The following is a 22715-nucleotide window of genomic DNA, read 5'->3' as shown; positions in this document are numbered from 1 at the left end:
AGGGAACTCTGCCTTGCAGAAAGAACGGCGAAGCGGGCGTTTTGTTCCCGGACCTCGTACAATTCAGTTTGGCCCGTCTGTCAGTTTGGCCCGTCTGTCAGTTTGGCCCGTCTGTCAGTTTGGCCCGTCTGCTTCCGGCGACACTCCCCGATCAGCCGCCAACCATCTCGCCGCCGTTCGGGTGCAGCGTCTGGCCGGTCATGTAGGACGAGTCCTCGCAGGCCAGGAACAGTGCCGCAGGCGCCACTTCGCAGGGCTGCCCCGCACGGCCAAGGGGCGTGTCCTTGCCGAACGACGCCACCTTTTCGGCATCGAAGCTGGCCGGGATCAGCGGCGTCCAGATCGGCCCCGGCGCGATGGCGTTCACGCGGATGCCGCGCGGCGCCAGCATTCCCGAAAGCGCGCGCGTGAAGGCCAGAATCGCCCCTTTGGTAGAGGCGTAGTCGACCAGATGGTCCGAGCCGCGAAATGCGGTGACAGAGGTCGTGTTGATGATGCAGTCGCCGCTTTCCATTTGCGACAGAAACCCCTTAACCACATGAAATTGTGATAAAATGTTGGTGGCGAAGGTGGTTTCCAACTGTTCGGCGGTGATCGCTTCCAGCGTCTCTTGTGGGTACTGCACCGCCGCGTTGTTCATCACGATATTGACGCGCCCAAAGCGCTTCAGCGTTTCGCGCACAGCGCGGGTCACCTCATCGGGGTCGCTGATGTCGCCCTTGATCGCGATGCCCTCGGCGCCCTCGGCACGGATCGCTTCGAGGGTGGTGGCGGCATCCTCGGTCTCATTGCGGTAGTGGATCGCGACGCGGGCGCCTTCGCGGGCGAACAGGATCGCCGTGGCGCGGCCGATGCCGCTATCGCCACCGGTGATGAAGGCGGTCTTGCCCGCCAGCCTGCCCGAGCCCGGATAGCGCGGCAAGTAGTCGGGCGCAGGCGTCATCTCGGTTTCGTGACCGGGCTGGTGGTCTTGGGTCTGGGGCGGGCGATCGGGCATGTCTTCGGGCATGATCTGGCCTCTGTGCGGGACGTTTGTGCCGTTAACCGGGCCTTGAGACCGATGTTCCCCAGGATTTGGCCGCCGCCCGGTTTTGGGCCGCGCCTTGCCGATGACGCATGGGCAGGATCCACGGTTCGGAACAACGCTCGCGGTTTGCGGTTCAGGTCGGACCCAGCGCTCCAGGCCCTGCCTTTGGCGCAGCGAAACGACCAATCGAAAGGACTTCGTAATGAAACTCTTCGTGCTTGCCGCCCCGTTGGGCATTCTTCTGGCAACGGGCGCCATCGCCCAGACGACCACCGAGGGGGCCGCTGAAGGCACTACTGGTGGCGAAACCTCGACCATGCAAACCGGGTCCATGATCTACGGCGCAGACTGGTCCGACGCGGTCAGCGGTGCGTTCTACAGCGACGCCGAGCGGACCCAATTGCGCACCACCGACGAGATCGTGCAAAGCTGGCCCTCGCTGCCGCAAGAGGACCGCGACAAGGTTCTGGCGGAATGCGCCCGTTTCAAGACCGATTCCAACGCGACCAACCTGACCGACGGCAGCTCTGACGCAACCGCAGGCACCGCGGGGACGGATACGACCACCGCCGGCGATACCTCGACCGGCGGCGATACTTCGACGGGGGCTGCGACCGGCACTGATACGGGCGCGGCTGCAACGACCGGAACCGACACCGGCACCGCTTCGGACACCGCGACCGGCGACACTTCGACCACCACCGGCGCCGATACGGGCACCAAAGCCGGTTATGACATGAACGCCATGATGGTGATCTGCCCGGCGATCAAGAACCTCTGAACCAGCATTGAGGGGCGCTTCGGCGCCCCCTTTCCTTCCGTCACCCCTGACTAAGCCGCCCGATGCGGGCATGAAGCTTGCCCGAAGACGTTTTGCGCTGGACGCGGCGGCCTGGCCGTTCGATCCTGTTCGAAACGGAGGTTCAAGTGTGACTCAGACGGGGCCGGATCAGCCTACCAAAAGTGACGACGCAACGAAGATCGCCGAGGCGCTGGTGAAGGCGCTGGCAAGCGAGCCTGTCCCGGACCACATCCGAGAATTGGCCGCGCGTCTGCAGGCCGCCCTTGACGCGCGGCTGAAACGCGGCTGATCGTGTAGAACACCCGCCCACCCCGAAAAGCCGAAAGATGGACGGCACTTCCGCAGCTTAGCCGATCGCCAGCACGTTGCGCACGTGGCGCCCGCCCGCGATCAGGGTCACGGCCGCTTCCAGCCGGGTCGACTGATCCTCATCGTCAACCCAGCCTTCCAACCACAGCATGTTGTCCACATCCCGCAAGGTGACCTGACCTTCGATGATCTGGGGAAAATCCCGCAACAGCTGCGCGAACTTTTCGGGCAGCGGGGCACCGTCACCCGCATTCACCGGAACGTAGGTGCAGGGGCCAACGTCGTCGTGCACCCAATACCTGTCGGGGGCCGCACTACCCCGCCGGGCGGCGCTGTCGCCTGCATCGTTCGGCTGCTGTTTCGGGCCGGGCGCGGTCTTGTCGTGCATCGCATCCTCGCCATCTGGAACTCTTTGGACAACCGCAAACGGCCCGGTTTGTTCCCCGGCACCCGATCCACGCCGGAACCAGAAACTTTGGAACAAACTCGACGCGAGCAGGTTGAATAGGCGCAAATCCGACGGGGCCATGACGGCGCCGCCAGCCGAAAGGAAACCGCGATGAAATCCGTGTCACTCGACCAGATGTTCCACGATCAGCTCCGCGACGTGTATTATGCCGAACGCAAAATCCTGCGCGCGCTGCCCAAGATGGCTCGCGCCACGCAGTCGCCGGAGCTGAAGGCGGCCTTCGAAAAGCACCGCACCGAGACCGAAGGGCAGGTCGAGCGTCTGCAGCAGGTGTTCGAACTGATGGGCAAGCGCGCCCAAGGCAAGACCTGCCCGGCCATCGACGGTATCATCGAGGAAGGCGAGGAAGTGATGGAGACATACAAGGGTTCTCCCGCACTAGACGCCGGCCTGATCGCCTCGGCTCAGGCCGTGGAACATTATGAAATTGCCCGCTACGGCACGCTCCGCTCATGGGCAGGTGTGCTGGGCATGACCGAAGCGGTGGAACTTCTGCAGGCGACACTTGCCGAAGAGACTGCGACTGATGAGGCTTTGACCTCGCTGGCAGAGTCCTCCGTGAACGAGGAAGCGGCGCGTTCCGCCGCCTGACCTCGTTTGGGCAGGTGTGGGCGCTCCCTCCGCTCCTGCCCCGTTCGGCGGTCGCACTGCCCCCCTGATGCGACCGCCGACTTTCTGATCTCTCGCCGAGCGCTCTGATGAGGCGCCGGGAGGTTCTCGTCCCACCCCTTCCTCGGTTTTTGACCGAAACGCGGCCTGCCCACCGTGCGCCCTTCATGCTGATGGCGATCCAGCCACTTCGCGCCGTTTCGCCGGGCGAACTTGGGCTTAAGGAGGGAACAACAGTGCCGCTGGGCGGTTGACACGATGCGGCCGCCAGTGGGCGGCCAGTTTGCAAGGGAGACCGCCATGGACCAGACCAGACCCAATCCCGACGACGTCCCTGCCAAGGGCCGCAATGGCTTTCAGAACGACCCTTCCGGCGAGCCGGGCGATACCCCGGGGGATCTGAAGCCGAACGACGGCTTTGATCCGCTTGACCCCTATCCGACCGAAGCGGACGAGGGCGACACGAACGATGTGACCCCGATCCTTCCCGGCGAGGAAGACGAGTTGCCTGAGGATGACGACCTCGTGTCGCCCGGTGCGCAGCCGACCTTCCCGCGGTCCATACCGCTTTGACACCTTGATATGTCACGCCCCCCGGCATGGGTTCGGGGGGCGCCACCGCAGCCAGAAAGGGCCCCCCGACATGACCGAAGTTTCGATTGCCGTTGCCGTCTTTGGCGTTCTTGGGGCGGTGTCCGTCCTTGGCTACCTTTCGGCCTCACGGTCGGCTGACCGGATCGACCGGATGAAACGGCCGTCCTCGCACGCGTCGGGACTGCGCCCGCCGACTGACCGACTTTAAGGTTTACTTCGCGGCAGGGGCGAACGGGCTTGGGTTTACCACGCGCTGACGTTGTGGCAGGTTTCCCTACGATGCCAGCATCGTGAGCGACCGTTGACCAGACTTGGCCTGACACACCGGTTTCTGATCGTGACGCTTGTGACGCTGGCCCCGCTGGCGACGCTCGTGTTCTTCAACATCTACGTCACGCGGCAAACCGCGTGGCAGACGATGCACGAAACCGCGCGGCGGACCGGATCCTTGCACTCGCTTGAACTGGTGCAGGTCGTGACCGGCATCGAAAGCGTGCTGAACACCGTGGCTTCGTCGCCCAGCGTGCGACGCAAGGACCGCGCGGTGTGCGAGACGTTCCTGTCGACCGCCATCGGGAAACTGCCGCAATTGGTCGCGCTCAGCGTGCTGGACGGTCGCGGCCAACCGTTGTGCCGGGCGGGCAACGGCACCTTGCCCGCCTTGCCCGATGCCGCGATTTTGCAACAGGCGTCGGTCGATGGCGGTTCAGTTACCGGGCGCTTCGTGCCCGGCGCTGACGGCACAGCGCCAACCCTGCCGGTGCTGATGGCGTTCGTTGATGACACCAACGCCCGGCTCACCATCATCGGTGACCTTGACCTTGGCTGGCTTGGCCGGCGGATGAAGCGACATGAGCTGGCGGCGGGCAGTTCGATCACCGTAGCCGACAGCGAAGGCACCATCGTCGCCCGCGAACCGCTGCCGGAGCGGTTTGTCGGCACGCAGATCCCGGCCAGCTTCAGCCACCTTGTCACCGCGCCCGAACCCGGGTCGATGGCGGTAGTCAGTCAGGATGGCACCGCACGGGTGATCGGTTATTTCCCCGCATCTCCGCAGACTAAAGGCTTTTATGTCAGCGCCGGGGTGGCGGTTGACGAGGTCCTGGGGCCGATAAACCGGATCACCGCGATCTCGATCCTGATCGGGCTTCTGACCACTGCAGCAGCCGTAATCGCCGGGCAGATCGCCAACGAACGCTTTATCCGCCGCCCGTTCGCGCGCCTGATAGGCACGGTCAACGCGTGGCAGGCGGGCGACACCACAGTGCGCACCGGGCTTCAGCGCGATGCCAGTGAATTCGGCGAGGCGGGACGCGCGCTTGACGGGTTCATGGACCAGCTTCTGGCCGCCCGTGCCCAGCGCCAGATCGCCGAGGAACAGCGCGCGCTTTTGCTGCGCGAACACGACCACCGGATGAAGAACCTGATCGCCACGGTTCAGGCCATCGCCCGCCAGACATTTCGCGGCCGGGGGCAGGACGACAACGTGCGTGCGTTCAACGGGCGGCTTGGCGCGATGGCCAAGGCGCATGAGGTGCTGTTGTCGGGCGGGCTGACGGCGGCCTCGGTCACCGAACTGATCCGCACCGCGGTGGCCCCGTTCGACGATGCAAACCATGCGCGTTTCACCCTGTCGGGGCCGGATTTCGACCTTGCCGACAAGGCGGCAACGGCGCTGGCGATGGCGTTGCACGAATTGTCGACCAACGCCGCGAAATACGGCGCGCTGTCGACACCGGAAGGCAAGGTCGATATCCGCTGGAGCCTTGATGGCACCGCCAAGACCTTCAGCATCGACTGGGTGGAGACGGGCGGCCCGCCGGTCACCGCGCCAGACACCTCCGGCTTCGGCACCACGATGATCCGGTCGGTTCTGGCGCAGCAAATCGCAGGCAGCGTCGACATCGACTATCTGCCCGACGGCCTGCGCTGCCGCATGGTGGGCGAGACCACCCCGGCCTGACGGCCCGCCTTTTGCCCGGCGGCAGCTTTCTGCCGATGCATTTTCCGTGCCCCCCGCCGTGCAGGAACCCCCCGGTTTAGGTCGCGTTGATTGGACGAAGGATGTCCACCACACCTGACGGTCCGCGCCTTTTCCTTGGGGTCTATCAATGAATGCCACCGACAGGGACCTTGTGGTCCCGGAAGTCATCACGCTTATCCCGTCGTTGCGGGGCTATGCCCGTGCGCTGACCCGCAACCCGGTCGACGCCGACGATCTGGTTCAGGAAACGTTGACCAAGGCGCTTGCCAGCATCGACGGATTCCAGCCCGGCACCAAGCTGCGGGCGTGGCTGTTCACCATCATGCGCAACACGTTCTACAACAATTCGGTCAAGCGGCGGCGCGAAAATACCGGCGCCGAAGACTGCGTGTCGGGCGAAGTTTCGGTGGCAGCGACCCAGGAAACGACGCTTTTACACAACGAGGTGCTGCGCGCGATCAATACCCTGCCCGAAAATTTCCGGGAGATGCTGATCCTCGTCGTCATGCTGGGCGAGCGCTACGAGGACGCGGCGGTGATCTGCAATTGCGCGGTCGGCACCGTCAAAAGCCGGGTGAACCGCGCCCGCCAGATGGTGATCGACTTGGTCGGAGACGACGCTGAGATGCCGGTGAGCACCGCAAAACACTCCAACCCGCCGGTACGACGCAGCGCCTAGCTTTCATGGGCTAGCCTTCGTGGGCCGGCCCGTCCAGCGGGCGCACGGTGAAATCGGTCACCCCGTCCACCCCGCGCAGCGCCTGCACCAGCGCCTCAAGGTGGCTGCGGGTGCTGCGCGTATAGGCCGACACGGCCAGTTCCGTCGCGGTATGGGCGCCGAAATGCCGCCAACTTACCTCACGCACGCTCAGCCCGTGGTTTCGCAGCAGGCTTTCCAGATCGGAGGCGCCAAAGGCCGCACCCTCGCGTACACGCACCACGACCCGCACCTTCATGCGGACCGGAATGAACGTCTGCAGCAGCTTCAGAAGGCCCAGCACCAGCAGCGCGATCACCGACCCGATCACGCCCAGGCTGACCATCCCCACACCGTAGACGATGCCCAGCGCCGCTGTCACCCACAGCGATGCGGCCGTGGTAAGCCCATGCACGGACACCCCGTTGCGCATGATCACGCCCGCGCCCAGAAAGCCGATCCCGGTCAGGATGCCATGCGGCATCCGCGTCAGGTCGGCCACGATGGAGGTCCCGGGAATTTGCGTCATCACCCATTCGGATTGCCGCGTCGCGACCAGCATCAGAAGCGTCGAAGCAAGGCAGACGAGCATGTGCGTCCGCAGGCCAGCCGGTTTGCCCTGCACCTCGCGCTCGCCACCGATCACCGCCCCGGTCAACAGACTGAGCCCAAGCGGAACAGTGATGTCGGAGTTGTTCAGGATGGCAAGGAAGTCGCTGAATTCTGGCATGGTCTATCGCTCGGCAAGAAAGGAAACGAACAAGGCCCGCGACGGATGCGTCGCGGGCCTTGGAAGATGCATGATCCGACAGCGATGTCAGACAGGCGTCACAAGGCCACCCGTCTGGCCACCGGCCCGACCTTGGGTCTTGTCATTATGCGCGCCACTGCCGGCTTCTTCAATGGACTGGCGGGCCTTGTGGACCTCTTCCTTGAAGATGCGCTGTGCTTCGGCAACCAGCGTGTCGCTGCTTGATCCCAGCGTGCGGTCCTCGACCTTGGTGCGGGGCAGCGATGCCCCGAGGCCTGCGCCTACCGCCATCGCCAGCGCCCCGATCACGAGGGGCTGATTGTCGAAAGCATCGCTGGCTGCCGTGGCACCCTTGCGCAGGGCGTCGCGCGCGGTGCGCTGCGCTTCGTATGCGGCGCGGCGGGCCGACACCACCCGATCGCGCGCGGTGTCCGACAGACCCTCAGTGCCATGCGAGAAACGGTCGGTGAGTTGCGATGCGCGGTCACGCACGGCATCAACCGCATCCTTGGCCTTGTCGATCACGCTGCTGGCGCCGCGCTTCACGGCGCCGGTGATGCCGCCGCCCTGCGACTGGTTCGCGCTGTCGTCGCCGTCCCAGTCATCTTCAAGCCAGGCCATGTCGTCGCCTTCCATGCCCGACCCGCCCATCGCATAGCGCGACCCGGTCGACTGGTGCGAAGATCCCGACCGCGTACTGCCAAAGTCATAGCGGTCCGCCGATGCCCTGCCCGACGACCCGTTCGAGCCGCCCCTGCTCAGCATCAGCCAGGCGACGCCCGCACCGATCATGGCAACGGCGGCGGGGTTGCGGCCAAGGGTGTCTTTCGCCACCCGGCCAATTTCGCTGCTGCGTCCGCGCAGCATGTCGGACACGTCGTTCATGATACCGTCCATCGAGAACTTCCTTTGCAAGGTGTTGATGTTTGCGCGCATCGCCTCGCGCTCGCGTTCGATGTCGCGCTCGATCTCTTCCGGGGTCCGGCTGTCACTTGTCATTATAGGCCTCCGTTGCTGCCTTCACGTCGCGTTGGATGTTGGTCGCAACGCGCCGGGGCACGAACCCGATCCGCTTCATCGCCGAAATGCCCGCAATCACAATCAGTCCGGCGACCACCAGAAACAGCACCCCGGTGACCACCGTCGCCCAGACCGGCGACAGCCCGGCCGCGATGAACGCCGCCACGACTGCGGCGCTCAGGACGTTGACGCCGGTGATCGCCAGCACCAGCGCCACCATCATCATCGCGATGGCAGACACCGCACCCTTGACGCTGGCCACCACTTCGGCCTTCGCAAGGTTGACCTCGTCACGCACGAGGTTGCTGATGTTGCCCGCAACATCGACCATCATCTCGGCCGCAGTCCTTGAGGTGTCTTGCGGGTTCATGGGAATACCGACACCGAAGGATCGTTCGGCTTCCCTTCGTCAAGGTCGTCGTTTCCCATGCCGATCGATGTGGACTCGTCGTCCTCACGGTAGGAAGATCCGCTCCGGTCATCCATCGCGCCGCTGCCCGAGCTGTAGCCATAGCCCGTTCCGCCAGCGCTGTATCCCGTGCCGCCCGCATAGCCCGAGCCGCCATGAACAGACCCGCCCGAAACCCCGGTATCCGAGGCTTTCAGATAGCGGCTGGCAGCAAAGCCCAGCAGGGCCGCCCCGCCAAGGAACAGGATCGGGTTCTGCCGCGCAACGCGGGTGATGCCGTGCAGGATCTCGCCCATGTCCTTGTCACGCAGCGCGTCGGACGCATCGGCCAGATGGTCCGCCACGAAGGCGATGCTACGTTCCTGCGGCGAGCCGCCGCGCATTTCGTCGGCCGCGTTGCGCAGCACGGATGCCATGTTCTGCACCTCGCCCGCGACCGAAGCCTTGGCGTCTTCGGCCTTTGCCTTCACACCTGCCATTGCCTGGTCAAGCTTCTGGCCGGCTACCGCTTTCAGATCGGCCGCAACGCTGTTTCCGGCCTCACGGTTGGTGTCGGTCTCGGATGTCATACCCATATCGGTCATTGCAGTTGCCTTCCTGTGTCCTGGATTGGTGTTGACCCATTCGATTGCCCGTCCGACGCAATGCTGGCACCGGATGCCTTTCGGCATACGGCAGGCCTTGGGTCGGGGGCAGATGTCGGAACAACGCCGCCGCAGCGCATTTGTTCCAGCGCGCAGCAACATCGGCCTGCACGGCACCTCACGAAACCGGAGCCTTCCGGCAATCTGATGGAATCTGATGGTTTGGCGCATGGCAATCGCGCCCCGATCCCGTGCAAGACTGGGCGCCAGGACACGGCGTAAGGGGGCAACCTTGGCAGAGCTTTACGGCAGGCACGAAACTGCGGCGACGCTGGCCGCCCGCGGGGGGCAATTGTCGCAGTTCGCCGGGGTCCGCCTTGTCACCCTTGCCGACGGGGCCGAACGCGGCATCCGCCTGCTGGAATTCCGCACCGGCAGCGGGCTTGCCTTCACCGTGATGGTCGACCGCGCGCTGGACATTGCCGATCTGTCGCACAACGGCCGCGCCATCGGCTGGCATTCCCCCACCGGCCTGCGCCACCCCGGCCTGCACGAGGCGGATGGCGAGGGCGGTCTGGGCTGGGTGCGGTCGTTCTCCGGCTTCCTTTCGACCTGCGGCCTCGACCACATTTTCGGCCCGGTGGAGGTACCCGCCGACAGCTACAACTACCCCTACCGCCCCACCGTCAAGCACGGCCTGCACGGCCGCATCGGCACCTGCCCCGCCCGCCTTTCCGGCTATGGCGAGCGGTGGGAGGATGACCGCTGCATCCTGTGGGCCGAAGGCATCGTCACCCAGGCCGCCGTCTTCGGCGAGAACCTCGAACTTCACCGCCGGATCGAGGCCGACCTTGGCGGCAACGAGGTGCGCCTGACCGACCGCGTGGTGAACGCCGGTTTCGCCCGCACGCCGCACATGCTGCTTTACCACGTCGATATCGGCTACCCGGTGATCGACGAAGGCGCGCGCTACGTAGCCCCGATCCGCGACGTGATCTGGGCCGCCCACGCCGCCAATTACCGCGCGCAGAACGTCGGCTACCACACCTGCCCGGCCCCGATCACGGGGTTTCGCGAACAGGTCTGGCAACATGACATGGTGGCCGATGCCGATGGCCGCGTGCCCGTCGCCGTGGTCAACGACCGCATCGGCCTTGGCCTGCAAGTCGAAACCCGGGCCGCGCAATTCCCCTGCGCCGTTCAATGGCAGAACTTCCAGTCCGGCAACTACGTCATGGGCATCGAACCCTCGACCCACCACGTCCTCGGCAACCTCGCTGCGCGGGACCGGGACGAGATGATCTGGCTCAACCACGGTGACACGCGCCGCTACGACACCACCTTCACCGTCCTCGACACCCCCGCCGCGATCGCCAAGTCCGAGGCGCGCATCCGCGCCATCAGCCCCCAGCCCGCCGAGGATTACCCCACCCCCAGCGGCCACTTCCCCAAGGTCCACGCCCAGTCATGACCACCACCGCCTTCACCCCCCGCGACTACAGCCTGACCGGCCCCGAAGCCCGCCACGCCATCGAAGCGGGCCTCGCCTCGGCTGAGTGGTATCATTCCGACGTGCCGCGCAAGGTGATGAAAGACCTGATGAGCCGCCGCGACGGCCCAGCGATCCGCGACACTGTGATCTGGATCGGCCTTTTGATCCTTACCGCCGCCGGCGGCATCCTGACTTGGGGAACTTGGTGGGCGGTTCCGTTCTTCGCCGTCTACGGCGTTCTTTACGGTTCGGCCTGCGACAGTCGCTGGCACGAATGCGGCCACGGCACCGCCTTTCGAACGCCTTGGATGAACAACTGGGTCTACACCCTCGCCTCCTTCATGGTGATGCGAAACCCTGTGTCATGGCGGTGGAGCCACGCCCGCCACCACACCGACACCATCATCGTCGGCCGCGACCCCGAGATCGGTCACTTCCGCCCGCCGCAACTGATGCTCGCCGCGCTGCATTTCATCGGCATCCCCGACGTCTGGCTCCACTTCCGCGTCCTCCTCCGCAACGCCCTCGGCACCATCACGCCAGACGAGGCCGACTATATCCCCGAAGCCGAACGCCCGAAGGCAATCTTCTGGGCGCGCATCTTCGTGGCCATCCACCTTGTCGCCGTGGCGTGGGCAATTGCCACATGGTCGCTTCTGCCCCTGATGCTGATCGGCGGGCCGCGCATCTATGGCACATGGCACATGGTGATGACCGGCCTTTTGCAGCACGGTGGCCTTGCCGAGGACGTGCTCGACCACCGCCTCAACAGCCGCACCGTGTTGATGAATCCGATCACCCGCTGGCTTTACTGGAACATGAACTACCACGTCGAACATCACATGTTTCCGATGGTGCCCTACCACGCCCTGCCGCGGCTGCATGAGACGATCAAGCACGACCTGCCTCCGCCGAACCCCTCCATCCGGCAAGCCTACGCGGAAATGATCCGCGCCCTTTGGCGGCAGCGCAGCGACCCCGCCTACACCATCGTGCCCACCCTGCCCCCGACCGCGCGCCCCTACCGCGCCGACCTTCACCAGCTTTCCCCAGAACGAGGCGCCCCATGACCCGCAAGCTGCCAACCGTTGCCGACCTCAAGGCCGACAAGGGCAAGGGGCAAAAGACCATGCTCCACTACCGCACCCTTGAACAGGCGGCGGCGGCCGAGGCGGCGGGCATCGACATCGCCTCGATCACGCCCGAATTGATGACCAATCCGCGCTACCGCGAAGTTGCACCAACCGTCTTCAGCATGACAGGCCGCGCCCACCCCGAGGCGGGAACGCCTGACGATTACCTCCGCCTTGCGGGGCAACTTCTGCACGCCGGGGCCGACGCGATCTACTGCTCTGGCAGCCTGCAAACCGTCGAGATGCTCGCCCGCGAATACGTGCCCGTCGTCGGCCACGTCGGCCTCGTTCCGTCGCGCGCCACCTTCACCGGGGGCTTCCGCGCCGTGGGCAAGACCGCCGCCTCCGCCGTGGCGCTTTACGAAGACTGCCGCCGTTATCAGGACGCCGGTGCCTTCGCGGTCGAGATCGAGGTGGTGCCACCGGAAGTAGCCACCGCCATCTCCTCCCGCCTCGACCTTCTTCTCTGGTCAATGGGCGCTGGCCTCGGGTGCGACGCGCAATACCTTTTTGCCATCGACATCCTCGGCGAAACCCGTGGCCACATCCCGCGCCACTCCAAGGTCTATCGCAACTTCGCCGCCGAATACGACCGCCTGCAAGCCGAACGCATCGCCGCGTTTTCCGAGTTTCGCCAAGACGTCGCAAACGGGTCCTTCCCCGAACCGAAGCACCTCGTCATGATGGACGCCGCAGAACACGAGGCGTTCCTGAAAGGCATCGGTGCATGAACCTTGGGCTGGGGCAAAGCGTGGTCATCGTCACCGGTGCCGCCAGCGGCATCGGTGCGGCCATCGCGCGCGCGGCTCATGCCGAAGGGGTCGGCGCGCTGGTCCTGACTGACCGTGACGAGCCCGCCCTCGCCCGCGTCGCCACCGAGCTTTCCGCCCACCCCTTCACCGCCGACCTCTCCGACCCCACCGCCCCCGCCCGCATCGCCGCCGAGGCCATCACCCGTTTCGGCCGCATCGACGGCCTTGTGAACGCAGCCGGCCTCACCACCCGCGGCTCGTTCCTCACCGGCACCGCCCATATCTGGGACCAGCTTTTCGCCGTCAACGCCCGCGCGGCCTTCCTCCTGATGCAAGCCGCGATCTAAGACATGACCGCGCGCCGCGCCCCCGGTTCCATCGTCAACATCGGCTCGATGAACGCGCATTGCGGCATCCCCGACCTCGCGATCTACGCGGCCAGCAAAGGCGCGCTGGCCACCCTCACCCGCAACGCGGCCCACGCCCATATGGCCGACAGCATCCGCGTCAACGCGATCAACCTCGGCTGGGTCGCGACCGAGGCCGAAGACCGGATGCAATCGCAAACCCTCGGCCACGGCCCTGACTGGCAGGCCACCGTCGCGGCCACCATGCCGCTCGGCCGCCTCGTCACGGCAGAAGAATGCGCCAACCTCGCGCTCTTCCTCCTCGGCTCGGCCTCCGCCCCAATGTCTGGCGCGGTGATCGACTTCGAACAAAAGGTCGCAGGCGCGCTATGACCCCCACCCCCGCGCCCCGCGATTTCGACGCGCTACGCGCCCATCTGGTCGCCCGCGCCGGGACACTTAGCAAACGCCTCGCCCAAGTGGCGCAGTTCTTCCTCAACCACCCCGAAGAGGTAGCGGTCACCACCCTCACCCGCCTCGCCGATCAAGCCCGCGTGCCCCCCGCCACCATCACCCGCTTCGCCAAGGAACTGGGCTACGCAGGCTTCGCCGACCTGCAACTCGTTTTCCGCGAACGCCTTCTCGGCCCCCGTCTACCCTATGCCAGCCGCATCGCCACGCAACTGACCGAGGCTGACCTCGACCAACCCGGCCACGTCTTCGGCAGCTTCGTGCAAGCCGCCGTGCAATCCCTCCTCCGCATCGAAGAGGCGCTGGACCGTCCCGCCCTCGACGCTTTCGTCACCGCGCTCGCCGCTTCCGAGGTGGTCCATGTCGCCGCCGCGCGCGGCGCTTTCGGCCTCGGCGCCTACGCCGTCTACGGCCTGTCCAACATCGGCAAGCGCGCGCATCTCATTGACAACCTTGGGGCCATGCGCGCCGAACAGGTGGCTGCCATCGGCCCGAACGACGTGCTTCTGGTGATGACCTTCGACGACTACACCGCCGAAACCGTCGATTGCGCCCGCCTCGCCGCCGCCCGTGGCCACCCTGTCCTTGCGATCACCGACAACGCCCTCAGCCCCGTCGCCCCGCTCGCCCAGCAGGTCCTTTACGTCAACGAAGCCCGCCTCGGCCACTTCCGCAGCCAGGTTCCGGCGATGGTCGTGGTGCAGGCGCTGATCGTCAGCCTCGGTCGGCGCATCGGAACCAATTTGGTTCCTGATACTCAAAAACAGAAAACTGAAAAACCTGTTGCATCGACTCGTGCCGCAGCGAAAGATCGCGCCGGGAGGACGCCATGATGCACGCCACCTTCGATTTCTCTGATGCCCAGGTTCTGGTGATCGGGGCCAGCAAGGCCGGCATCGGTGCCGCCATCGCCCGCGCCTTTCAGGACGCCGGCGCCTCCGTCACCATCACGGGGGCCGAACCTGAACCCGCCCCCGAAGACCGCGCCCGCTTTCCCTACCACCAGCTTGACGTGACCGACGCCGCCGCCGTCACCGCCCTCGCCGCCGCGACCCCCACCCTCGACATCCTCGTGAACTGCGCGGCCATCACCGCGCGGGGCGAGGAAATGTCCCCCGCCTTCTTCAGCCATGTCGTCGACGTCAACCTCCACGGCACCTTCCGCACTGCCGAGGCGTTTCACCCCCACCTCAAGGCGCGGCAAGGCAGCCTCATCAACATCGCCTCGATGTATGCGATGTTCGGCAGCCCCCGGAATCCGGCCTATGGCGCGTCGAAAGCCGCCGTGGTGCAGCTGACGAAATCCCTCGCCATCGCCTGGGCCGCCGACGGCATCCGCGTCAACGCCGTCGCCCCCGGCTTCATCGTCACTGAACAATCCGCCCGCAGCCGCACCGACCCCGCCCATGTCGCGGCGGTCAACCTTCGCACGCCAATGGGCCGCTGGGGCCAGCCCGACGATATCGCCGGGCCGGTCCTTTTCCTTGCCTCAAAGGCCTCGCAATTCATGACCGGCACCTGCCTTGCCATCGACGGAGGCTATTCCATTGCCTGACATTTCCGCCGCCGTCATCGGCACCGGCTTCATCGGCACCGTCCACATCGGCGCGCTCCGCCGCCTCGGCATCCCCATCGCGGGCGTCCTCGGTTCCAGCGCCACCCGGGGCGCCGACCGTGCCGCAGCCCTCGGCGTGGCGAAAGCCTACGCCAGCCTTGACGACCTCCTCGCCGATCCCGCCGTGACCATCGTACACGTCACCTCACCCAACGTCGCGCACTACCCGCAGGTCAAGGCGATCCTCGCCGCAGGCAAGCACGTCATCTGCGAAAAGCCCCTCGCCATGACCGCCGCCCAATCGGCCGAAATGCTTGCCCTCGCCCGCGCCTCGGGCCTTATCGCCGCCGTCTGCTACAACACCCGTTTCTACCCCCTGAACCAGCACGCCCACGGCATGACGAAATCCGGCGAGCTTGGCGAGTTGCGCCTGATCACCGGCCAGTTCCATCAGGACTGGCTGGCGAAAGACACCGACTGGAACTGGCGGCTTGAGGCTGACGAGGGCGGCCCCCTCCGTTCCGTCAGCGATATTGGCACCCACTGGATCGACCTCACCAGCTTCATCACCGGCCAAAAGCCCACCGACGTTATGGCCGAGCTTGCGACCTTCATCCCCGACCGCCAGAAACCCCTCGGCCCGGTCGAAACCTTCACCACCGCCACCGGCGCCACTGAAACCCGCCGCATCACCACCGACGACGCCGCGACCCTTCTCCTGCGCTACGAGAACGGCGGGCGCGGCGTCCTGACCACCAGCCAGATCAGCCGGGGCCGCAAGGGCCTCCTCACATGGGATATCTCCGGCTCCAAAGCCTCGGCCGCGTGGAGCGGCGAAAACCCCGACGCGCTCTGGATCGGCCACCGCGATCAGCCGAACCAGATCCTCCTCCGCGACCCCTCGCTGATGAACCCGCTCGGTGCCGCCGCCAGCGCCCTGCCCGGCGGTCACGCCGAAGGCTTCGCCGACACGTGGACCGCCTTCTTCCGGCAGGTTTACGCAGACGTGGCCCAAGGCCGCCGCGCGCCGACCGCCACCTACGCAGGCTTCGAAGACGGCCACTACGAGATGCAGTTCTGCGACGCCGTCTTGGAAAGTGCCCGCACCGGCACATGGGTCACCATCCGATGAAAGGCACCTGACATGCAGCTTGGCATCCTCACCGCCCCCTTCCCCGACACGCCCCTCGAAGGTGTGGCCGACTACGCCGCCAGCGCCGGGTTCCAATCCTTGGAAATCGCCTGCTGGCCCGCCGCCGGGGCCGAAAAACGCCGCTACGCCGGCACCGCCCACCTGCCGATCGAGGATATGACGCCAGCCCGCGCCTCCGAGATCACGGCCATGATCGCCGCCAAAGGCCTCACCATCTCGGCCCTCGGCTACTACCCCAACCCCCTCCACGCCGACGCCGCCCACCGCGAGGCTGTGGCCACCCACCTCAAGCGCGTGATCACCGCCGCATCAACGATGGGTCTCCCCCTCGTCAACACCTTCGTCGGCGGCGACCGCAGCCTGACCGTCGACCAGAACTGGGCCCGCGCGACCGAGATTTTCGCCCCCATCGTCGCCCACGCCCGCGACCACGGCGTGCGTCTCGCCTTCGAAAACTGCCCGATGATCTTCAGCCACGACGAATGGCCCGGCGGCCACAATATCGCCTATGCGCCAAAGCTCTGGCGCCGCATCCTGGAAACCTGGGGTAACGCCGTCGGCATGAACTTCGACCCCAGCCACCTCGTCTGGCAGATGATCGACCAAGCCCGCTTCATCCGCGAGTTCGGCCCCCACATGGCCCATGTCCACGCGAAAGACCTGATGATCGACCGCGACGGGCTTTATGACAACGGCATCCTTTCGGCCGGCATGGGCTGGCAGGTGCCCCGGATGCCCGGCCTTGGCGATGTCGATTGGCCCGGTTTCTTTTCGGGGCTTTACCGGGCGGGCTATGATGGCCCAATAATCATCGAACACGAAGACCGCGATTTCGAAGGGTCCGACATGAAGATCAAACGCGGCTTCGAACTTGCCCGCGACATCCTTCGCCCGTTTGTGAAATAGGAGCGACCGGACGAAAATGACCTGCTCCAACCCCGCATCACGTCAACCAGCGGAAAGGACGCATCTTGGCTGATCCTGTGGCGGACCCCGGCTATGAAACGCCCGGAAAGCTCGAGCTCATCTGGGGCGAAGGCTTCATGTCTCCGGGCGGACCTGCCGAGGTGGCACGGATCGTCGGTGGCCGGCCTCTGGACGGCTGCGAAGTCCTCGACATCGGCTGCGGTCTGGGGGGCGCCGATATCGCGCTCGTCGTCACGCATGGTGCGGCTTCCGTCACCGGGATCGACGTGCAGGCAGAACTGATCGAAGGCGCCAGCCACCGCGTCGCGCGTCAGGGTCTGTCGGAGCGGATCCGCTTCGTCCAGATCGTCCCGGGGCCACTGCCCTTTGCGAACGAAAGTTTTGACGTGGTCTTCAGCAAGGACGCGCTCTTGCACGTCGCGGACAAGGCCGCCATCTACCGCGAGGCCTTCCGGGTCCTGCGTCCGGGTGGACGGCTGATGGTCAGCGACTGGCTGCGCGGCCAAGGTGACGGGATCGACGGGATCGTCGACGACTTCGTCGCTGCCGCAGGCCACGCCTTCCACATGGTCACGCTTCCGCAGATCAGCGCGCATGTGGCGGCAGCCGGCTTCACCGAGGTAGAGACCGAAGATCGCGGGATGTGGTATCTGGGGGAGGCGAAAGAAGAACTGGAGCGTCTCGGCGGGGCGCTCGGCGACCGGTTCGCCGACCAGTTCGGCGCACAGGCCCTGGCCGACGAAACCGAATTCTGGCGCGTGCTGGTGCGAGCACTCGACGCCCGCGCCATGAGCCCAGGCCACATCCGGGCAACAAAACCGGGCTGACACCCCGGCACGATCGACCAACAGGAGGAGGCAACAAATGAACACGACCAACAAACGTCATCACGAGGGAGGATTTACGATGAAAAGACTTTTCGCAGGTGCCGCGCTGGCCGCACTGGTTACCGGCCTTGCCGGAACCGCATCTGCCGAAGGCTACAAGATCGGCATTTCGAACACCGTGCAGGGCAATGGCTGGCGCGAGGAAATGGTCTGCGCGATGAAGGCGCAGGCGCTGGCATCGGGCAAGGTCGAAAGCCTGAACATCGCCCACCGCAACACCGACGCCGCGGGCCAGCTTGAAGACATCCGAAACCTGATCCAGGCCGGCGTCAACGCCATCGTCGTCAACCCCGCCAACGCCGACGGCATCAACGCCGCGATCAAGGAAGCGACCGACGCCGGCATCGTCGTCGTCGCCGTCGACCAGGCCGTGACCGAACCTTCCGCCTACATCCTGTCTAACAACCAGGAACAATACGCCTACCTCGGCGCGAAGTGGCTGTTTGAAACGATGGGCGGCAAGGGCGCCGTCGTCTACATGCGCGGCGCCGCTGGTGCCGGGGCCGACAACGACCGCGACAAGGGCTTCAAGCGCGCGATGGCCGAATTCCCCGAAATCACCGTCGCTCAGGAAGTCTTCACCGGCTGGCAGCAGGATCAGGGCAAGCAGCAGATCAACGACATTATCGCTGCCGGCGTGCCGTTCCAGGGTGTCTGGACCTCTGGCATCGACAACGTGATCGTGGATGCCTTCACCGAATCCGGCGCGCCCCTCGTGCCGATCGTCGGCGCTGACAACGCGGGCTTCGTGGGCCAGTTGCAGTCCGTCGAAGGCCTCGTCGGCGCGGCCGTAACGAACCCCGGTTCGGTCGGCGGCGCGGGCGTCGAGCTTGCGATCCAGATCCTCGACGGCAAGGCTCCGGCGGAAAAGACCGTGCTTGTCGACCCGGTCGTCTGGGCCAACAACACGGATGAAGGCAAGAAACTGCTGGCCGAGGCCGCCAACCCGAACCTCAGCCCTGAATGGCCGGTCTCGGTGTCGATCCCCGGCTGGACGACCTACACGATGGAACAGATCATCGCCTGCAAAGGCCCGGGCGAATAACCCAACCCTGATCTGAACCTAAAGCCCCCGGGGCCTTCCCCGGGGGCATTCTCCCCACATCTGGACCACTTCATGCCCGACGCCGCCCCCGCGACCGCCGTTCTCGACGCCACCGGCGTCGCCAAGCGTTTCGGCGCAGTCGTGGCCCTGCGCGATGCATCGCTCCAAGTTGGCCCCGGTCAGGTCGTCGCCCTCATGGGGGCCAACGGTGCGGGCAAATCCACCTTCGTCAAAATCCTCACCGGCGTTCTGAAACCCGACAGCGGCCATGTCCGCATCAAGGGCCGCGACAGCACCGTGGCCTCCCCCTCCAGCGCGCGCCGCTCCGGCCTCGTTCCGGTCTATCAGGAACCATCCCTGATCCCCGACCTCGACATCGCCGACAACCTGCGCCTCGGCAACACCCCCGTCGCGCCCTTCCGCCATTGGGTGGCCGAGCTTGGCCTGCCGAACCTGCCCCTCGACGCGATGATCCGCACCCTGCCGCTCGCCTCCCTCCGTATCGTCGACCTCGCCCGCGCGCTGGCGCTGGAGCCCGACGTCCTTCTCCTCGATGAACTCACCGCCGCCCTGCCGACCGACCTCGTCGACCGCGTCCTGAAAACCGTCCGCGGCCAAGCCGACGCGGGCCGCTCGGTCATCTACGTGTCGCACCGCTTCAACGAGATCGCCGCGATCTGCGACCGCGCGACCGTCCTGCGCGACGGTCATACCGTGGCCGATGTCGCCATCGAACCCGGCATCGAGGAACGCATCGTGGAAATGATGCTCGGCGGCACCGTCGGCCCCGCTACCACCGGCACCCGCGCCACGCATAAATCAGTGGGCGCACCCCGCCTCAGCGTCAGCCACCTCAAGACCGGCACCCGCCTCAAGGACGTCTCGCTCGACCTTCATGCCGGCGAGGTTCTTGGCGTCGTAGCTCTCGAAGGCCAGGGCCAGGACGAACTGTTCGACGTCCTCGCCGGCAACCGCAAGGCCACCGGCGGCACCGTCACCGTCAAGGGCAAACCCGCCCAGTTCACCCACCCCGCCGATGCCATCGCCGCCGGCCTCACCTTCGTTCCCGGCGACCGCGCCCATGCCCTTTTGATGAGCCGCTCGGTCCGCGAAAACATCGCGCTGCCCCTCCTCGCCCGCCTGCGCACCTGGGGGGCCATCCCGATGAAGGGCGAGGCCGCCCGCGTCACCTCCGCCATCGACCGCTTGCAGATCGACACCCGCGCCCAAGGCGAGGTGCGGCGTCTGTCCGGCGGCAACCAGCAAAAGGTCACCATCGCCCGCTGGATCGCCAAAGGCGTCGACACCCTGCTCCTCTTCGACCCCACCCGCGGCATCGACATCCGCACCAAGCGCCAGATCTATTCCCTTGTCCGCGACCTTGCCGATCAGGGCGCTGCGGTCCTCTACTACACCTCCGAACTGGCCGAAATCCGCCTCGCCTGCGACCGCGCCGTGGTCATCTTCAACGGCCGCGTGGTCGATGTGATCGACGCCGCCGACGCCGACGAGCCCACCCTGATGCGCGCCGCCTACGGCCTGACCGAAAAGGCTGCGACGGCATGACGAGACCGCTTCGCAAAGCCACCCCACCCTCTCCCTCCCCCATAAGGGGGGCGGGAAGCGCCCTTCTACCCTCTCACGCCCTATTCGCCCCCGTCGCCTCCCCTCCCCCTCGTGGGGAGGGGTTGGGGGTGGTGGGCGAACTCGCGCGCTGCCCAAGCTCCAGCGAGGCCGCCGCATGAAGCGCCTGATCGAAGCGAACGCATGGACGGTCGGCCTCGCCGCCCTCCTCGCCCTCCTCCTCATCGTCACGAAACTCATCCAGCCCGATTTCGGCGCCTCCGGCCTCGACAGCCTCGCCCGCGCCGCGCTCCCGTTCATCCTTGCTACCGTAGGCATGGCGGTCGTCGTCATCGCGGGCGGCATCGACCTGTCCATCGCCGCAATGATGGCCGTGGCTTCCGTTACCACCGCGAGGCTGATGGAAGGCGCGACTGACCCGCAATCCGTCCTCGTCCTGATTGCCGTCCTCGCCCTCGGCCTTGCGATGGGCGCGATCAACGGCGCGCTGATCGTCGTGACCCGGGTGCCTGACATCGTGGTGACCCTCGCCATGCTGTTCGTCTGGCAGGGCGTCGCCCTCCTCATCCTGAACGCCCCCGGCGGTGCCACCGCACCCTGGCTGCGCAACCTGATCGTCGGCGGCGTCACCCTGCCCGGCCTTCCCCCCGGCCTGACCGACTGGATCCCCAAAGCCGTGATCCTCATGGCCATCGTCGTCACGGCCGTCTGGCTGCCGATCAAACGCTCGAAACTCGGCCTGATGTTCTACGCCATCGGCTCCGACCCCCTCGCCGCCTTCCGCTCCGGCGTGCCCGTGGGCCTCACCCGCGTCGCGGCCTATGCCGTCTGCGGCCTCTTCGCGGCCCTCGGTGGCCTTGCCGTCACCATGTCCACCGGCATCGGCGAGCCGATCCCCGGCCCCTACCTCCTCGCCTCCGTCGCCGCCGTTGTCCTTGGCGGCGTCGTCCTCGGCGGCGGGCGCGGCGGCATCCTCGGGCCGATCCTCGCCGTCTTCGTCCTCCGCCTCGTCCGCATGGACCTGACGCTGATGTCGGTCGATCCGAACGTCGCCGCCATCGTCGAAGGCACCATCATGGTCCTCGTCGTGATGTTCGGCGGGCTTTTAGCACTCAGGGGGGCGCGCCTTGACCGCACTGGCTGACCAACCGACACCGCTCGCCCGCCTCGGCCGCCTGATGGTCGACTGGCCGCTGATCCCGCTGACGCTGCTCCTCTTTGCCCTGATCGGCGCGCTCGAAGTCATGCAGCCCGGCATCGTCAAGGCGTTCTGGATATCAAACACCATCAAGGCCGCGATCCCGCTGGCCATGCTCGCCGCCTGCCAGACGCTGACCATGCTGACGGGCGGCATCGACCTCTCCGCCGGAACTGTCGCCACCATCGCGGCCTTCGTCACCGCGACCCTCGCCCCCCTGATCGGCGTGCCGCCCGCCATTGCCATCGCGATGACCTGCGCGCTGGTCGCGGGGCTTGTTAATGGTGTCGGCGTCGCGTTCTTCCGCGTGCATCCCCTGATCATGACGCTCGGCACCGGCCTCATCGCCACCGGCTGCCTCCTCGTGTACCAGCGCTTCGTGATCTCCACCGGCACGCTCATCCCGCCCGGCCTCGTCTGGCTTGGCACCGGGCGCAGCTTCGGCCTGCCGAACGCGCTCGTCGTCTTCATCCCCTTCGCAATCCTCGTGATCTGGGCGCAGCGCCGCACCGGGTTTGGCCGCCTCCTCTACGCCATCGGCTCCAATGAGGCCGCCGCCCGCCTGTCCGGCGTCCGCGTCTGGCAGGTCCACCTTGCGCTCTACGCGCTGTCCGGCCTGATCGCCGGCCTCACCGGCCTCGTCTACCTCGGCATCGTCAAGACCGCCTCGCTTTCGCTCGCGCTCCCCCTCGACCTCCCGTCCGTCGCCGCCGCCGTCGTCGGTGGCACCTCGATCTTCGGCGGGCGCGGCGGCTATGGTGGCACCATCATCGGTGCGCTCATCCTCACCGTCCTCGCCACCATGCTCACGCTTTTGCAAATGCCCGAAGGTGGCCGCCGCATCCTCTTCGGCGCGATCATCCTCGCCGTGACCGCTCTTTTCATCCGCCTCACCGACCGCACCTGAAAGGATCCG

General features: G+C 66.1%; 25 protein-coding genes and 1 pseudogene. 20 read left to right on the top strand and 6 right to left on the bottom strand.

Annotated elements, in window-relative coordinates; all coding sequences use genetic code 11:
- Nucleotides 1-151: 151 nt before the first annotated feature.
- The gene (locus tag ACROUL_RS07290; RefSeq protein WP_431298855.1) at nt 152-1009 is read right to left on the bottom strand and encodes an SDR family oxidoreductase; all 858 of its coding nucleotides are present in this window, start codon (nt 1007-1009) and stop codon (nt 152-154) included.
- A 220-nt stretch (nt 1010-1229) separates the two neighbouring features.
- Here ACROUL_RS07290 and ACROUL_RS07285 point away from each other — a divergent pair, with 220 nt between their 5' ends.
- Together ACROUL_RS07285 and ACROUL_RS07280 are read left to right on the top strand one after the other, a co-directional pair.
- Nucleotides 1230-1808 carry a hypothetical protein gene (locus ACROUL_RS07285; protein ID WP_431298854.1) on the top strand — a complete coding sequence of 193 codons (579 nt, stop codon included), beginning with the start codon at nt 1230-1232 and terminating at the stop codon, nt 1806-1808.
- Nucleotides 1809-1956: 148 nt separating this feature from the next.
- Nucleotides 1957-2118 carry a hypothetical protein gene (locus ACROUL_RS07280; RefSeq protein ID WP_431298853.1) on the top strand — a complete coding sequence of 54 codons (162 nt, stop codon included), beginning with the start codon at nt 1957-1959 and terminating at the stop codon, nt 2116-2118.
- Between the two features lie 57 nt (nt 2119-2175).
- Here the strand turns inward: ACROUL_RS07280 and ACROUL_RS07275 are convergent, their stop codons facing one another.
- Nucleotides 2176-2526, bottom strand: a complete 351-nt coding sequence (locus ACROUL_RS07275; RefSeq protein ID WP_431298852.1) for a hypothetical protein — start codon at nt 2524-2526, stop codon at nt 2176-2178.
- A 171-nt stretch (nt 2527-2697) separates the two neighbouring features.
- Between ACROUL_RS07275 and ACROUL_RS07270 the strand changes: the two genes are divergently transcribed.
- The 5 genes from ACROUL_RS07270 to ACROUL_RS07250 all read left to right on the top strand — a co-directional run bounded on the left by ACROUL_RS07270 (nt 2698) and on the right by ACROUL_RS07250 (nt 6473).
- Entirely contained in the window at nt 2698-3198 is a 501-nt protein-coding gene (locus ACROUL_RS07270; RefSeq protein WP_431298851.1) for a ferritin-like domain-containing protein, read from the top strand.
- A 318-nt stretch (nt 3199-3516) separates the two neighbouring features.
- On the top strand, nt 3517-3789 hold the full coding sequence (locus ACROUL_RS07265) for a hypothetical protein (RefSeq protein ID WP_431298850.1): 273 nt from the start codon (nt 3517-3519) through the stop codon (nt 3787-3789).
- A 70-nt stretch (nt 3790-3859) separates the two neighbouring features.
- A complete protein-coding gene (locus ACROUL_RS07260) occupies nt 3860-4018 on the top strand; it encodes a hypothetical protein (RefSeq protein WP_431298849.1) in 159 nt (52 codons plus the stop codon).
- Nucleotides 4019-4111: 93 nt separating this feature from the next.
- Nucleotides 4112-5773, top strand: a complete 1662-nt coding sequence (locus tag ACROUL_RS07255) for an HWE histidine kinase domain-containing protein (protein ID WP_431298848.1) — start codon at nt 4112-4114, stop codon at nt 5771-5773.
- A 148-nt stretch (nt 5774-5921) separates the two neighbouring features.
- Nucleotides 5922-6473: a sigma-70 family RNA polymerase sigma factor gene (locus ACROUL_RS07250; RefSeq protein WP_431298847.1), complete on the top strand. Its 552-nt coding sequence runs from the start codon at nt 5922-5924 to the stop codon at nt 6471-6473.
- A gap of 10 nt (nt 6474-6483) precedes the next feature.
- Here ACROUL_RS07250 and ACROUL_RS07245 read toward each other — a convergent pair whose 3' ends face one another.
- From ACROUL_RS07245 to ACROUL_RS07230, 4 genes are all read right to left on the bottom strand, one after another.
- Nucleotides 6484-7221 (bottom strand): MgtC/SapB family protein, encoded by a 738-nt coding sequence (locus ACROUL_RS07245; RefSeq protein ID WP_431298846.1) that lies wholly within the window; start codon nt 7219-7221, stop codon nt 6484-6486.
- 87 nt (nt 7222-7308) lie between these two features.
- A complete protein-coding gene (locus tag ACROUL_RS07240; RefSeq protein ID WP_431298845.1) occupies nt 7309-8241 on the bottom strand; it encodes a DUF3618 domain-containing protein in 933 nt (310 codons plus the stop codon).
- Nucleotides 8231-8632 (bottom strand): phage holin family protein, encoded by a 402-nt coding sequence (locus ACROUL_RS07235; protein ID WP_431298844.1) that lies wholly within the window; start codon nt 8630-8632, stop codon nt 8231-8233. Before ACROUL_RS07235 ends, ACROUL_RS07240 begins: the two co-directional genes overlap by 11 nt.
- On the bottom strand, nt 8629-9255 hold the full coding sequence (locus tag ACROUL_RS07230) for a hypothetical protein (protein ID WP_431298843.1): 627 nt from the start codon (nt 9253-9255) through the stop codon (nt 8629-8631). Before ACROUL_RS07230 ends, ACROUL_RS07235 begins: the two co-directional genes overlap by 4 nt.
- A gap of 292 nt (nt 9256-9547) precedes the next feature.
- On the opposite strand from ACROUL_RS07230, the gene ACROUL_RS07225 reads away from it, so the two are divergent.
- From ACROUL_RS07225 to ACROUL_RS07165, 13 genes and pseudogenes are all read left to right on the top strand, one after another.
- Nucleotides 9548-10726, top strand: coding sequence for an aldose 1-epimerase family protein (locus ACROUL_RS07225; RefSeq protein ID WP_431298842.1), 1179 nt, complete (start codon nt 9548-9550; stop codon nt 10724-10726).
- Nucleotides 10723-11817, top strand: coding sequence for a fatty acid desaturase family protein (locus tag ACROUL_RS07220; RefSeq protein ID WP_431298841.1), 1095 nt, complete (start codon nt 10723-10725; stop codon nt 11815-11817). The genes ACROUL_RS07225 and ACROUL_RS07220 overlap by 4 nt, the downstream gene beginning before the upstream one ends.
- On the top strand, nt 11814-12611 hold the full coding sequence (locus ACROUL_RS07215; protein WP_431298840.1) for a 3-methyl-2-oxobutanoate hydroxymethyltransferase: 798 nt from the start codon (nt 11814-11816) through the stop codon (nt 12609-12611). The genes ACROUL_RS07220 and ACROUL_RS07215 overlap by 4 nt, the downstream gene beginning before the upstream one ends.
- Nucleotides 12608-13372 (top strand): annotated as a pseudogene (locus ACROUL_RS07210) (oxidoreductase). The gene ACROUL_RS07215 and the pseudogene ACROUL_RS07210 overlap by 4 nt, the downstream one beginning before the upstream one ends.
- Nucleotides 13369-14283, top strand: coding sequence for a MurR/RpiR family transcriptional regulator (locus ACROUL_RS07205; RefSeq protein WP_431298839.1), 915 nt, complete (start codon nt 13369-13371; stop codon nt 14281-14283). The pseudogene ACROUL_RS07210 and the gene ACROUL_RS07205 overlap by 4 nt, the downstream one beginning before the upstream one ends.
- Nucleotides 14280-15005: an SDR family NAD(P)-dependent oxidoreductase gene (locus ACROUL_RS07200; protein ID WP_431298838.1), complete on the top strand. Its 726-nt coding sequence runs from the start codon at nt 14280-14282 to the stop codon at nt 15003-15005. Before ACROUL_RS07205 ends, ACROUL_RS07200 begins: the two co-directional genes overlap by 4 nt.
- Nucleotides 14998-16137 carry a Gfo/Idh/MocA family protein gene (locus ACROUL_RS07195; protein ID WP_431298837.1) on the top strand — a complete coding sequence of 380 codons (1140 nt, stop codon included), beginning with the start codon at nt 14998-15000 and terminating at the stop codon, nt 16135-16137. The genes ACROUL_RS07200 and ACROUL_RS07195 overlap by 8 nt, the downstream gene beginning before the upstream one ends.
- A gap of 12 nt (nt 16138-16149) precedes the next feature.
- On the top strand, nt 16150-17064 hold the full coding sequence (locus tag ACROUL_RS07190) for a sugar phosphate isomerase/epimerase family protein (RefSeq protein WP_431298836.1): 915 nt from the start codon (nt 16150-16152) through the stop codon (nt 17062-17064).
- 65 nt (nt 17065-17129) lie between these two features.
- A complete protein-coding gene (locus ACROUL_RS07185) occupies nt 17130-17912 on the top strand; it encodes a class I SAM-dependent methyltransferase (protein WP_431298835.1) in 783 nt (260 codons plus the stop codon).
- Nucleotides 17913-17991: 79 nt separating this feature from the next.
- Nucleotides 17992-19017 carry an ABC transporter substrate-binding protein gene (locus ACROUL_RS07180; protein ID WP_431298834.1) on the top strand — a complete coding sequence of 342 codons (1026 nt, stop codon included), beginning with the start codon at nt 17992-17994 and terminating at the stop codon, nt 19015-19017.
- A 72-nt stretch (nt 19018-19089) separates the two neighbouring features.
- Nucleotides 19090-20583 carry a sugar ABC transporter ATP-binding protein gene (locus ACROUL_RS07175; protein WP_431298833.1) on the top strand — a complete coding sequence of 498 codons (1494 nt, stop codon included), beginning with the start codon at nt 19090-19092 and terminating at the stop codon, nt 20581-20583.
- A 175-nt stretch (nt 20584-20758) separates the two neighbouring features.
- The gene (locus ACROUL_RS07170) at nt 20759-21745 is read left to right on the top strand and encodes an ABC transporter permease (protein ID WP_431298832.1); all 987 of its coding nucleotides are present in this window, start codon (nt 20759-20761) and stop codon (nt 21743-21745) included.
- Nucleotides 21729-22706 (top strand): ABC transporter permease, encoded by a 978-nt coding sequence (locus ACROUL_RS07165; RefSeq protein ID WP_431298831.1) that lies wholly within the window; start codon nt 21729-21731, stop codon nt 22704-22706. Before ACROUL_RS07170 ends, ACROUL_RS07165 begins: the two co-directional genes overlap by 17 nt.
- Nucleotides 22707-22715: the final 9 nt, after the last annotated feature.

The sequence above is a fragment of the Tabrizicola sp. BL-A-41-H6 genome, assembly GCF_050632395.1.
GTDB lineage: Bacteria > Pseudomonadota > Alphaproteobacteria > Rhodobacterales > Rhodobacteraceae > JAUYQR01.
The sequence above is the reverse complement of the archived record's forward strand: the minus strand, read 5'-3'. Positions and strand labels throughout refer to the sequence as shown.

Coding starts and splice junctions, on each gene's coding strand:
- ACROUL_RS07205 (WP_431298839.1), top strand. CDS start 13,369: ATGACCCCCACCCCCGCGCCCCGCGATTTCGACGCGCTACGCGCCCAT.
- ACROUL_RS07175 (WP_431298833.1), top strand. CDS start 19,090: ATGCCCGACGCCGCCCCCGCGACCGCCGTTCTCGACGCCACCGGCGTC.
- ACROUL_RS07235 (WP_431298844.1), bottom strand. CDS start 8,632: ATGAACCCGCAAGACACCTCAAGGACTGCGGCCGAGATGATGGTCGAT.
- ACROUL_RS07215 (WP_431298840.1), top strand. CDS start 11,814: ATGACCCGCAAGCTGCCAACCGTTGCCGACCTCAAGGCCGACAAGGGC.
- ACROUL_RS07200 (WP_431298838.1), top strand. CDS start 14,280: ATGATGCACGCCACCTTCGATTTCTCTGATGCCCAGGTTCTGGTGATC.
- ACROUL_RS07230 (WP_431298843.1), bottom strand. CDS start 9,255: ATGACCGATATGGGTATGACATCCGAGACCGACACCAACCGTGAGGCC.
- ACROUL_RS07220 (WP_431298841.1), top strand. CDS start 10,723: ATGACCACCACCGCCTTCACCCCCCGCGACTACAGCCTGACCGGCCCC.
- ACROUL_RS07245 (WP_431298846.1), bottom strand. CDS start 7,221: ATGCCAGAATTCAGCGACTTCCTTGCCATCCTGAACAACTCCGACATC.
- ACROUL_RS07170 (WP_431298832.1), top strand. CDS start 20,759: ATGAAGCGCCTGATCGAAGCGAACGCATGGACGGTCGGCCTCGCCGCC.
- ACROUL_RS07290 (WP_431298855.1), bottom strand. CDS start 1,009: ATGCCCGAAGACATGCCCGATCGCCCGCCCCAGACCCAAGACCACCAG.
- ACROUL_RS07250 (WP_431298847.1), top strand. CDS start 5,922: ATGAATGCCACCGACAGGGACCTTGTGGTCCCGGAAGTCATCACGCTT.
- ACROUL_RS07240 (WP_431298845.1), bottom strand. CDS start 8,241: ATGACAAGTGACAGCCGGACCCCGGAAGAGATCGAGCGCGACATCGAA.
- ACROUL_RS07285 (WP_431298854.1), top strand. CDS start 1,230: ATGAAACTCTTCGTGCTTGCCGCCCCGTTGGGCATTCTTCTGGCAACG.
- ACROUL_RS07190 (WP_431298836.1), top strand. CDS start 16,150: ATGCAGCTTGGCATCCTCACCGCCCCCTTCCCCGACACGCCCCTCGAA.
- ACROUL_RS07260 (WP_431298849.1), top strand. CDS start 3,860: ATGACCGAAGTTTCGATTGCCGTTGCCGTCTTTGGCGTTCTTGGGGCG.
- ACROUL_RS07180 (WP_431298834.1), top strand. CDS start 17,992: ATGAAAAGACTTTTCGCAGGTGCCGCGCTGGCCGCACTGGTTACCGGC.
- ACROUL_RS07265 (WP_431298850.1), top strand. CDS start 3,517: ATGGACCAGACCAGACCCAATCCCGACGACGTCCCTGCCAAGGGCCGC.
- ACROUL_RS07270 (WP_431298851.1), top strand. CDS start 2,698: ATGAAATCCGTGTCACTCGACCAGATGTTCCACGATCAGCTCCGCGAC.
- ACROUL_RS07275 (WP_431298852.1), bottom strand. CDS start 2,526: ATGCACGACAAGACCGCGCCCGGCCCGAAACAGCAGCCGAACGATGCA.